Raw genomic sequence first — 9453 nt, forward strand, 5'->3', positions numbered from 1 at the left:
AAACGTCTGTGAATGCGGTCAATGTGGGAGGGGGGCTTGCCCCCCTCCCACAGGGGGTCTATGCCGTCTGCAGGGTTTTAACGGCCGCCCATGATCGCGATGTAATCCTGGGTCCAGCGGCTGTACGGCACGAACTTGCCGCCTTCAGCCTGCGGAGTTTTCCAGAAGGCGATCTTGTCGAACTGGTCGAAACCGTTGGTTTTGCAGCCTCCAGCGCCGAGCAGCTCGCTTTCCTTGCACGCCGCAGGCACCGCCGGCAGCGAACCGAACCAGGCGGCTACGTCACCCTGGACCTTGGGCTGCAGCGACCAGTCCATCCACTTGTAGGCGCAGTTGGGGTGCTTGGCGTCGGCGTGCAACATGGTGGTGTCGGCCCAGCCGGTCGCGCCTTCCTTGGGAATGGTCGAGGCGATCGGCTGTTTCTCGTTGACCAGGCCGTTGACCTGATACGGCCAGGCGCTGGAGGCCACCACGCCTTCGTTTTTGAAGTCACTCATTTGCACGGTGGTGTCGTGCCAGTAGCGGTGGATCAACGGTTGCTGCGCGCGCAACAGTTCCAGCACGGCCTTGTACTGGGTTTCGGTCAGTTCGTAGGGGCTCTGGATGCCCAGCTCCGGCTTGGTGCTCTTGAGGTACAGCGCCGCGTCGGCGATGTAGATCGGGCCGTCATAGGCTTGCACGCGGCCTTTGTTCGGCTTGCCGTCGGGCAGGTTCTGCGGGTCGAACAGCACATTCCAGCTGGTAGGCGCGGTCTTGAACACGTTGGTGTTGTACATCAACACGTTCGGGCCCCATTGGTACGGCGTGCCGTACGTCTGCTGGCCGACCACGTACCACGGCGCGTCTTTCAGGCGCGGGTCGATGTTCTTCCAGTTCGGGATCAGCGCCGTATTGATCGGCTGCACGCGTTTGCCGCCGATCAGCCGCAGCGACGCATCGCCGGACGCGGTGACCAGGTCATAGCCGCCCTTGGCCATCAGGCTGACCATTTCGTCAGAGGTGGCGGCGGTTTTCACATTGACCTTGCAGCCGGTTTCCTTCTCGAAGCCAGTGACCCAGTCGTAGGCCTTGTCGCTTTCGCCACGTTCGATATAGCCGGGCCAGGCGACGATATCCAGCTGGCCTTCACCCGCGCCGACCGCCTTGAGCGGTTCGGCGGCCTGAAGGCTGGCGCTGGCCAGCAGCGCGGTGGTCAAGGCACTGAGCAGTGCGGTCTTGTGCGCGGACATGGGGGTTCCCTCTTCTTTAATTATGGTCGGGGCAGTTTTTGCAACCGGTGGTGCAAGAGCTTAGTTGTTGTTTTAAAGATGCTGGCCGTGGCGGGCCATGATGTGCCGCACCACGCTGTAGTCCTGTAGCGAATCGCTGGACAGATCTTTCCCATACCCCGAGCGCTTCAAGCCGCCGTGGGGCATTTCGCTGACCAGCATGAAATGGCTGTTTATCCAGGTGCAGCCGTATTGCAGGCGCGCCGCCACCTGCATGGCCTTGTCCAGGTTCTGTGTCCAGACCGACGAGGCCAGGCCGTATTCGGAGTCGTTGGCCCAGTCCACCGCTTGCTCCAGCTCATCGAAGCGGGTCACGGTGACCACCGGGCCGAACACTTCGCGCTGCACGATTTCATCATTTTGTTTGCAACCGGCGAGCAGCGTCGGCTGGTAATAGAAGCCGGCGCCGGAATGCACGGCGGCACCGGTGACGCGTTCGATATGTGGCTGGCCGAGGGCGCGTTCGACAAAACTGGCGACGCGGTCGCGCTGGCGCGTGCTGATCAGCGGGCCAAGTTCATTGTCGGCATCGCGTTTACCGGCAAAGCGCAGGCTGCTGACAGCGGCGCCGAGGTCGGCGACCAGTTTGTCGTGGATCCCGGCCTGGGCGTAGAGGCGGCAGGCGGCGGTGCAGTCCTGGCCCGCGTTGTAGTAGCCGTAGGCGCGCACGCCGTCGACCACGGCTTGCAGGTCGGCGTCGTTGCACACGATTACCGGTGCCTTGCCGCCCAATTCCAGGTGCGTGCGTTTCAGGGTTTTCGACGCGGCCTGCAGAATTTTCTGCCCGGTCACGATGTCGCCGGTCAGCGACACCATGCGTACCTTGGGGTGGCTGACCAAGTGGCTGCCGACGCCCTCGCCGCCGCCACACAGAATGTTGATCACCCCGCGTGGCAACAACTCTTTGAGCACCGGCGCGAGCGCCAGGATCGACAGCGGCGTATGTTCCGACGGCTTGAACACCAGGGTATTACCGGCAGCGAGCGCCGGGGCGATCTTCCACGCGGCCATCATCAATGGGTAGTTCCACGGTGCAATCGAAGCGACTACGCCAATCGGATCGCGGCGCACCATGCTGGTGTAGCCCGGCAGGTATTCGCCGCTGAGCTGGCCGGTCTGGCAGCGCACGGCGCCGGCGAAGAAGCGGAACACGTCGATGGTGGCGCTCAAATCATCCTGGCGCGCCAGGTGCAAAGGCTTGCCGCAGTTCAGCGATTCCAGGCGGGCGAGGTAGTCGGCTTGTTTTTCGATGGCGTCGGCGATGCCCAGCAGAATGTTCGAACGTTGCTGCGGCGTGGTCCGCGACCAACCGGCAAAGGCGCGGTGGGCGGCGAGGATGGCGGCTTCGACTTGTTCGGTGCTGGCTTCGGCGATCTGGGTGAGGACTTCACCGGTGGCCGGGTTGAGGATCGGTTCGACGAAACCCTGGCCCTGGACCAGTTCGCCGTCGATCAGCAACGCAGTGAGCAGCGGGGTGGGCGCGCCGGACATTTTTCGCGATCTCTTTTCTTGTGTGGCCATGGGCGTTCTCTTACGAGGGCCTGACCTTTCTCTTATGGATGAAGCGAGAGTAGAGGTCAGGCGCGAGGTCAACAAATACTAAATACTGAATGCAGCATTCGATTAAATAGATGGCTTGCGCGGGTGCGGCTGTTCGCGAGCTACCGTCAGGAACGGGTCGACCAGCGTCGGGCGTGCTGTGCCACGGCGCCAGGCCAGGCCCACGTCGAGGGTCTGGCTGAGGTCGGCAATCGGCCGCGCTTCAATAATGTCGCCCTCCAGCGACCAGGGGCGGTAGGTCATGTCCGGCTGGATCGACACGCCCAGGCCTGCCGCCACCAGGCTGCGCACCGCTTCGGTGGAGGCGGTGCGCAGGGTTACGCGCGGTTGCAGCCCGGCGCCGGCCCACAGGCGCTGTGCGTTGTGGCCCATTTCGTCGACGTTCAGTTGAATCAGCGGCTCACGCGCCACGTCGGCGAGGTTGATACTGTCGTGCTCCAGCAGCGGGTGTTGCGCCGGTAGCCACAGGCGGTGGGGCGAGTGGGTCAGGACTTCGGTCTGCAGGGCGTGGCGGTCTTCGAGGTTGGACAGGATCAGCACGCCCACATCGATCTCGCCGCTGACCAGCAGATGCTCGATATACGGGCGCTCGTCCTCCATCACACGGATTTCCACATTGGGGTAGGCGCGCTGGAAACGGGTGAGCAAATCCGCCAGGTAATAGCCGGCGACCAGGCTGGTCACGCCGATGATCAACTGCCCGGCGACTTGGTCGGTGCTCTGTTGCAGGCTGCGCTTGGCGTTGTCGACGGTGGCGAGAATCAAGTGCGCCTGGCGCAGGAACTGGTGGCCCTGGTGGGTCAGGGTCATGCCCTTGGCGTGGCGGTTGAACAGGTGGACGCCGATTTCCTGCTCCAATTGCTGGATCGCCAGGGTCAGGGTCGACTGGGATATGAACGCGGTCTGCGCGGCGGCGGAGATCGAGCCGGTCTCGGCCACGGCGATAAAATGCCGGATTTGACGCAAGGTCATCATGCTGGAATTACCAGTGAGGTGTTTTTATAGATTTGTTCGAGTGTATATCGATTTTAGCGAAGGGCAGCGGCGTTACATCTCGAAGCACTCTAGATACCGGCTTTTTGGCACTTAGTTTTACGCTGAGGGCCTATTGGTCCTACTAACCCAAGTCTCCGGAGGCTGCGAATGAATACCCGTGGATTGCTCGATCAGTTGCTCAAGTCTGGCCAGGACATGTTGCAAAACAAGGCTGGCGGCCAGCGCAAGTCAGACGATAAAGGCGCCCTCGGCGGCCTGCTCGGCGGTGGCGGCCTCGGCAGTTTGCTCGGCGGCGCAGGCGGCGGCGCCCTGGCGGCCGGTGCGATGGGGTTGTTGATGGGCAATAAAAAGGCGCGCAAATTCGGCGGCAAGGCCCTGACCTATGGTGGCCTGGCGGCGCTGGGCGTGATTGCCTATAAAGCCTACGGCAACTGGCAGGCGCAGCAGGCCAATGCTCCCCAGGGCGAGCCGCAAACCATCGACCGCCTGCCACCGGCCCAGGTCGAGCAACACAGCCAAGGCATTCTCAAGGCCCTGGTCGCTGCCGCCAAGGCCGACGGCCACGTGGACGAACGTGAGCGCGAGTTGATCGAGGGCGAGTTCACCAAGCTGGACAACGACCGCGAACTGCAGCAATGGCTGCATGCCGAGCTGAACAAACCCCTCGACCCGGCCGACGTGGCCCGCGCTGCCAGCACCCCGGAACTGGCTGCCGAGATGTACATCGCCAGCGTGATGCTGGTGGATGAGGAGAATTTCATGGAGAAGGCGTACCTGGATGAACTCGCGCGCCAACTCAAACTGGAACCCGGCTTGAAGGCAGAGCTGGAAAAACAGGTGCGACTGACCCAGTAATCACGGGTTGTACACCATTCAAAATGTGGGAGGGGGCTTGCCCCCGATAGCGGTGGGTCAGCTAAAGGCAAGCTGACTGACACACCGCCATCGGGAGCCGGCCCCCTCCCATATTTGCCTGTGCACTGCCTGACGTTGCATTCTGTGAGCGCTACATCAAAACCCGTTGATTAATGAGGGCTTCTGCTCAGCTATACTCCCCCTCATTTGAATGGCACTTCGAGGAATTACTGTGAAGAACTGGACCTTGCGCCAACGGATTTTGGCGAGCTTTGCGGTCATTATCGCGATCATGCTGCTGATGGTCGTGGTGTCCTACTCACGGTTGCTGAAGATCGAAGTCAGCCAGGAAGCGGTCCGCGACGATGCGGTGCCGGGGGTTTACTTAAGTTCGATGATCCGCAGCGCGTGGGTCGACAGCTATTTGCAGACCATCGACATCATCGGTCTGCGCGAAGAAAAAACCTTCACCAATACCGACAAGAGCGACTACAAGTCCTTCGAAGCGCGCATTGAACAGCAGATGGCCAACTATGAAAAAACCATTCATGACCAGGCCGACCGCATGGAGTTCGATAACTTCAAGGCCGCGCACATCAACTACAACAAGGTCCTGGCCGAAGTGCTGGAGCGCGTTGAAGCAAATGACCTGCCGGGTGCGAACACATTGCTTGAAGAGCAGTTGACGCCGATCTGGACCGAAGGTCGCATGAAACTCAATGACATCATTACTGAAAACAAAAATGTGTCTGACCGTGCCACAGCGGCCATCGACGAGGCAGTGCTGTCGGCCAAGATCAGCATGGCGGTGTCGCTGATCATCGCCATCCTGGCTGCCGGCCTGTGTGGCTTGCTGCTGATGCGCGCGATCATGGCGCCAATGCAACGCATCGTCGACATCCTCGAAACCATGCGCACCGGCGACCTGAGCAAACGCCTGAACCTGGAGCGCAAGGACGAATTCGGTGCCGTCGAAACCGGCTTCAACGACATGATGACCGAGCTCACGGCCCTGGTGTCCCAGGCCCAGCGCTCGTCGGTGCAGGTGACCACTTCGGTCACCGAGATTGCCGCCACCTCCAAGCAGCAGCAGGCCACGGCCACTGAAACCGCCGCAACCACCACTGAGATCGGCGCGACTTCGCGGGAGATCGCCGCCACGTCCAAAGACCTGGTGCGCACCATGACCGAAGTCTCCACCGCCGCCGACCAGGCGTCGGTGGCCGCCGGTTCCGGCCAGCAAGGCCTGGCGCGCATGGAAGAAACCATGCACTCGGTGATGGGCGCCGCCGACCTGGTCAACGCCAAGCTGGCGATCCTCAATGAGAAGGCCGGCAACATCAACCAGGTGGTGGTGACCATCGTCAAGGTGGCCGACCAGACCAACCTGCTGTCGCTCAACGCCGCCATCGAGGCCGAGAAGGCCGGTGAATACGGTCGCGGGTTTGCCGTGGTCGCCACCGAAGTGCGGCGCCTGGCCGACCAGACCGCCGTCGCCACCTACGACATCGAGCAGATGGTGCGCGAGATCCAGTCGGCCGTGTCGGCGGGGGTGATGGGCATGGACAAGTTCTCCGAAGAAGTCCGCCGCGGCATGTTCGAAGTGCAGCAAGTGGGCGAACAACTCTCGCAGATCATCCACCAGGTGCAGGCGCTGGCGCCGCGGGTGTTGATGGTCAACGAAGGCATGCAGGCCCAGGCCACCGGCGCCGAGCAGATCAACCATGCGCTGGTGCAGCTCGGCGATGCCAGCAGCCAGACCGTGGAGTCGCTGCGCCAGGCCAGCTTTGCCATTGATGAACTGAGCCAGGTTGCGGTCGGTCTGCGCAGCGGCGTTTCGCGTTTCAAAGTCTGATGAGCGACCTCGCGGCTAAACGCGGCGCCGTCCCGGCAGCGAAAAAGGCGTTGTTCCTGGTGTTCAACATCGGCAGCGACCGTTTCGCCCTCAGGGCCACGGAAGTGGCCGAAGTACTGCCGCGTCTGCCTCTGAAGCCGATTGCCCACGCGCCGCTGTGGGTCGCGGGCATCTTTGCCCATCGCGGTGCAATGGTGCCGGTCATCGACCTCAGCGCGCTGACCTTCGGCACACCGGCCCAGGCGCGTACCAGCACGCGGCTGGTGCTGGTCAACTACCAGCCGCAGCCGTGGGTCGACGCCCGCTGGCTGGGCTTGATACTCGAACAGGCCACCGACACCCTGCGTTGCGACCTCGGGGAGTTCAAACCCTACGGCCTGGACAACCGCGAGGCGCCGTACCTGGGGCTGGTGCGCGAGGATGCGCTGGGTTTGATGCAGTGGATCGGCGTCAACGAATTGCTCACCGAGCCGGTGCGTACCTTGCTGTTTGCCGCCGGGTCGAGCCAATGAGCAGCGACCCGCGCTTTTTTGCCTTTCTCAAGGAGCGCATCGGCCTGGACGTGGCCTCGGTGGGCGAGGCGATCATCGAGCGTGCGGTGCGCCAGCGCACCCAGGTCGTCCAGGCACTGACCGCCGACCATTACTGGCAGCACCTGCAAAGCTCCCACGATGAGCAGCAGGCGCTGATCGAAGCGGTGATCGTCCCCGAAACCTGGTTTTTCCGTTACCCCGAATCCTTTGCGACCCTGGCCCGCCTGGCCAAGGAGCGGCTGGTCGAAATCAAGCAGATGCGCGCGCTGCGCATCCTCAGTCTGCCGTGCTCCACCGGCGAAGAACCCTATTCGATTGCCATGGCGCTGCTGGACGCCGGCCTCGCGCCGCACCAGTTCAAGGTGCAGGGCATGGACGTCAGCCCGCTGTCGGTGGAGCGTGCGCGGCGCGGGGTGTACGGCAAGAACTCGTTTCGCGGCAGCGACATTGCGTTTCGCGACCGCCACTTCATTGAGCACAGCGACGGCTTTCACATTGCCGACCGAGTGCGCGAACAGGTGCGCCTGCAAGTCGGCAACTTGCTCGACCCGGCGCTGCTGGCCAACGAGGCGAGCTACGACTTTGTGTTCTGCCGCAACCTGCTGATCTACTTCGACCAGCCCACCCAGAAGCAAGTATTCGACGTGCTCAAGGGCCTGACCCACGTGGACGGCGTGCTGTTCATCGGGCCTGCCGAGGGTAGCCTGCTGGGGCGCCACGGCATGCGTTCGATTGGCGTACCGCAGTCCTTTGCCTTCAGCCGGCATGGGGCACCGCAACAGCCCGAGCCTGCGCCAATGTCATTGCCTGCGCCGCTGCCTCAGCGCAGTGCGGCCGCGATCCCGCTCAAGCCGCGGCCGTTCAGCAGCGCCAGTGCCCAGGTGGTGCCGATCACGGCAACGCCGTCCGACGCGAGCACCTTGCTCAGCCGCATCGCCACCCTGGCCAACGAAGGCAAAAGTGCCGAGGCCCGGGCAGCGTGCGAGCAGTACCTGAACAACCACCCGCCGGCCGCCCAGGTGTTTTACTGGCTGGGGCTGCTCAGCGATGTGGCCGGCAGCGCCCTGGAAGCCCAGGGTTATTATCGAAAAGCCTTGTACCTGGAGCCCCAGCATTCGCAGGCCTTGATGCACCTGGCCGCGTTGCTTGAGTCCCAGGGCGATAGCGCGGGGGCGCGCCGGTTGCAGGCGCGGGCCGCGCGTAGCGAGCGAGCTGACAGTGAGCACAAATCATGAGTAGCCCAGACGCGCTCGACACCACCGGCCTGGACCTGACCCTGGCCGACACCCAAGCCATCGACGATTGCTGGAACCGCATCGGCATTCATGGCGACAAATCCTGCCCGTTGCTGGCCGAGCATATTCACTGTCGCAACTGCTCGGTGTACTCCGCTGCCGCCACGCGCCTGCTGGACCGCTACGCCCTGCAGCAGGACGACCGCCACCCGCAGGCCGCGGTGGAGCGCGACGAAGAGGTGGTTACACGCTCCTTGCTGATGTTCCGCCTGGGTGAAGAATGGCTGGGCATCGCCACCCGTTGCCTGGTGGAAGTGGCGCCGTTGCAGCCGATCCACTCCTTGCCGCATCAGCGTTCGCGTGCGTTGCTGGGCGTGGCCAATGTGCGCGGTGCGCTGGTGGCGTGCCTGTCGCTGGTGGAGCTGTTGGGCCTGGACAGCACCGGCAGCGGCGCAACGGGCGGGCGGATCATGCCGCGCATGTTGATCATCGCCGCACAGGACGGCCCGGTGGTGGTGCCGGTGGACGAAGTCGACGGCATCCATGCCATCGACGAACGCACCTTGAAGGCCGCGTCGGCCTCGGGCACCCAGGCCAGTGGCCGCTTCACCCAGGGTGTATTGCAGTGGAAAGGCCGCAGCCTGCGTTGGCTGGACGAGGCGCAATTGTTGTCCGCCGTGACCCGGAGCCTCACATGACCCCCGACCAGATGCGCGATGCCTCGCTGCTGGAACTGTTCAGCCTGGAAGCCGATGCGCAGACCCAGGTATTGAGCGCGGGCCTGCTGGCCCTGGAGCGCAACCCGACCCAGGCCGACCAGCTCGAAGCCTGCATGCGCGCCGCGCACTCGCTCAAGGGCGCGGCACGCATCGTGGGGGTGGACGCCGGGGTCAGCGTGGCCCACGTGATGGAGGATTGCCTGGTCAGCGCCCAGGAAGCCCGGCTGTACCTGCAACCCGAACATATCGACGCGCTGCTGCAAGGCACTGACCTGCTGATGCGCATCGCCACACCCGGTAACGACGTGGGCCCGGCGGATATCGAAGCGTATGTGGCGCTGATGGAGCGTTTGCTCGATCCATCGCAGTTGAGCGCCAAGGTCGCGCCGCCCGCTCCGCTGCCCGAGCCGCCCCCCGCGCCCAGCGTTGAAG

At 63.3% G+C, this 9453-nt stretch carries 9 protein-coding genes; 6 read left to right on the forward strand and 3 right to left on the reverse strand.

Features of this window, described 5'->3' with window-relative positions:
- Positions 1-77: 77 nt before the first annotated feature.
- The 3 genes from ydcS to WBR57_RS24895 all read right to left on the reverse strand — a co-directional run bounded on the left by ydcS (position 78) and on the right by WBR57_RS24895 (position 3803).
- Entirely contained in the window at positions 78-1229 is a 1152-nt protein-coding gene (gene ydcS / locus WBR57_RS24885; RefSeq protein ID WP_424087560.1) for a putative ABC transporter substrate-binding protein YdcS, read from the reverse strand.
- A 72-nt stretch (positions 1230-1301) separates the two neighbouring features.
- A complete protein-coding gene (locus WBR57_RS24890; RefSeq protein WP_424087562.1) occupies positions 1302-2759 on the reverse strand; it encodes a gamma-aminobutyraldehyde dehydrogenase in 1458 nt (485 codons plus the stop codon).
- 132 nt (positions 2760-2891) lie between these two features.
- Positions 2892-3803, reverse strand: a complete 912-nt coding sequence (locus WBR57_RS24895; RefSeq protein ID WP_424087564.1) for a LysR family transcriptional regulator — start codon at positions 3801-3803, stop codon at positions 2892-2894.
- A 168-nt stretch (positions 3804-3971) separates the two neighbouring features.
- Here WBR57_RS24895 and WBR57_RS24900 point away from each other — a divergent pair, with 168 nt between their 5' ends.
- The 6 genes from WBR57_RS24900 to WBR57_RS24925 form a co-directional block, all read left to right on the forward strand.
- The gene (locus tag WBR57_RS24900; RefSeq protein WP_424087565.1) at positions 3972-4679 is read left to right on the forward strand and encodes a tellurite resistance TerB family protein; all 708 of its coding nucleotides are present in this window, start codon (positions 3972-3974) and stop codon (positions 4677-4679) included.
- Between the two features lie 232 nt (positions 4680-4911).
- Complete coding sequence (locus WBR57_RS24905) at positions 4912-6534, forward strand: methyl-accepting chemotaxis protein (protein WP_424087567.1); 1623 nt, start codon at positions 4912-4914, stop codon at positions 6532-6534.
- A complete protein-coding gene (locus tag WBR57_RS24910) occupies positions 6534-7046 on the forward strand; it encodes a chemotaxis protein CheW (protein ID WP_424087569.1) in 513 nt (170 codons plus the stop codon). Before WBR57_RS24905 ends, WBR57_RS24910 begins: the two co-directional genes overlap by 1 nt.
- Positions 7043-8302 (forward strand): CheR family methyltransferase, encoded by a 1260-nt coding sequence (locus WBR57_RS24915; RefSeq protein ID WP_424087571.1) that lies wholly within the window; start codon positions 7043-7045, stop codon positions 8300-8302. The genes WBR57_RS24910 and WBR57_RS24915 overlap by 4 nt, the downstream gene beginning before the upstream one ends.
- Positions 8299-9000, forward strand: a complete 702-nt coding sequence (locus WBR57_RS24920) for a chemotaxis protein CheW (RefSeq protein ID WP_424087575.1) — start codon at positions 8299-8301, stop codon at positions 8998-9000. The genes WBR57_RS24915 and WBR57_RS24920 overlap by 4 nt, the downstream gene beginning before the upstream one ends.
- The coding region (locus WBR57_RS24925) for an Hpt domain-containing protein (protein WP_424087577.1) at positions 8997-9453 on the forward strand (457 nt) is incomplete at its 3' end. The genes WBR57_RS24920 and WBR57_RS24925, both read left to right, overlap by 4 nt.

Source organism: Pseudomonas sp. (assembly GCF_049590575.1).
Taxonomy (GTDB): Bacteria; Pseudomonadota; Gammaproteobacteria; order Pseudomonadales; family Pseudomonadaceae; genus Aquipseudomonas.

What these genes read in the sequence shown, in the direction of transcription:
- WBR57_RS24910 (WP_424087569.1), top strand. Translation starts at nt 6,534, where the DNA reads ATGAGCGACCTCGCGGCTAAACGCGGCGCCGTCCCGGCAGCGAAAAAG.
- WBR57_RS24890 (WP_424087562.1), bottom strand. Translation starts at nt 2,759, where the DNA reads ATGTCCGGCGCGCCCACCCCGCTGCTCACTGCGTTGCTGATCGACGGC.
- WBR57_RS24920 (WP_424087575.1), top strand. Translation starts at nt 8,299, where the DNA reads ATGAGTAGCCCAGACGCGCTCGACACCACCGGCCTGGACCTGACCCTG.
- WBR57_RS24895 (WP_424087564.1), bottom strand. Translation starts at nt 3,803, where the DNA reads ATGATGACCTTGCGTCAAATCCGGCATTTTATCGCCGTGGCCGAGACC.
- ydcS (WP_424087560.1), bottom strand. Translation starts at nt 1,229, where the DNA reads ATGTCCGCGCACAAGACCGCACTGCTCAGTGCCTTGACCACCGCGCTG.
- WBR57_RS24900 (WP_424087565.1), top strand. Translation starts at nt 3,972, where the DNA reads ATGAATACCCGTGGATTGCTCGATCAGTTGCTCAAGTCTGGCCAGGAC.
- WBR57_RS24915 (WP_424087571.1), top strand. Translation starts at nt 7,043, where the DNA reads ATGAGCAGCGACCCGCGCTTTTTTGCCTTTCTCAAGGAGCGCATCGGC.